We start from the raw sequence: 872 nt of genomic DNA, 5'->3' as shown, positions 1-872 counted from the left end.
CCACGTGCGGGGCGGCCATGGAGGTGCCGCTCATGGTGGCCCAGCTGGCGTCGCCGGAGATGCCGGCCGAGAGCACGTTGCTGCCCGGGGCGAGCAGGTTGACGCACTGGCCGTAGTTGGAGAACCCGGAGAGCCGGTCGTACCGGTCGGTGGAGCCGACGGTGAACGCCCCGGAGGCACGCCCCGGCGAGGTGGAGCAGGCGTCGGCGGAGTAGTTGCCGGCGGCCACCACGGAGAGCACCCCGCTGGCGTTGAGGCGGTTGACGGCGGCGTCCACCGAGCTGTTGGCCGGGCCCTGGATGCTCAGGTTGGCCACCGACGGGCCGGAGTGGTTCTGCGCCACCCAGTCGATGCCGCCGATGATCCCCGCCCAGGAGCCCTGGTTGTCGCAGCCCAGCACCCGCACCGGCACGATGCTGACGTCCTTGGCCACGCCGTAGGTCTCGCCGCCGACGGTGCCGGCCACGTGGGTGCCGTGCCCGGCGCAGTCGTTGGTGCCCCAGCCGTCGTTGACGAAGGTCACGCCCTGGCGCACGCGGCCGGAGAAGTCCTGGTGGCTGGCCCGCACCCCGGTGTCGATGACGTAGGCCGTCACCCCGGCCCCGGTCTGCTGGAACGAGTAGGTCCCCGAGAGCGGCAGCCGGTCCTGGTCCACGCGGTCCAGGCCCCACGGGGCGTTGGCCTGCGTGCCACTGCCGGTCACCACGGCATCGGGCGCCACGCTGGCGATGCCGGGGGTGCGGCGCAGCTCCGCGGCCTCGGCGTCGGTGAGCTCCACGGTGTAGCCACCCACGCCGCGGAAGCGCTGGGAGACCTCCAGGCCGCGCCCGCGGGCACGGTCCGCCTGGCGGTCGGTGGCCCGGGCGACGGCG

General features: G+C 74.3%; 1 protein-coding gene. It reads right to left on the bottom strand.

Annotated features, from left to right (window positions below; genetic code table 11):
* Positions 1 to 872 (bottom strand): S8 family peptidase (locus HMPREF3099_RS11995; protein ID WP_168168458.1); only part of this gene is annotated, 872 nt, incomplete at both ends.

The organism is Kytococcus sp. HMSC28H12 (assembly GCF_001816045.1).
In the GTDB taxonomy this organism is placed as follows: domain Bacteria; phylum Actinomycetota; class Actinomycetes; order Actinomycetales; family Dermatophilaceae; genus Kytococcus; species Kytococcus schroeteri.
This window is presented reverse-complemented; position numbering and strand designations above follow the sequence as displayed.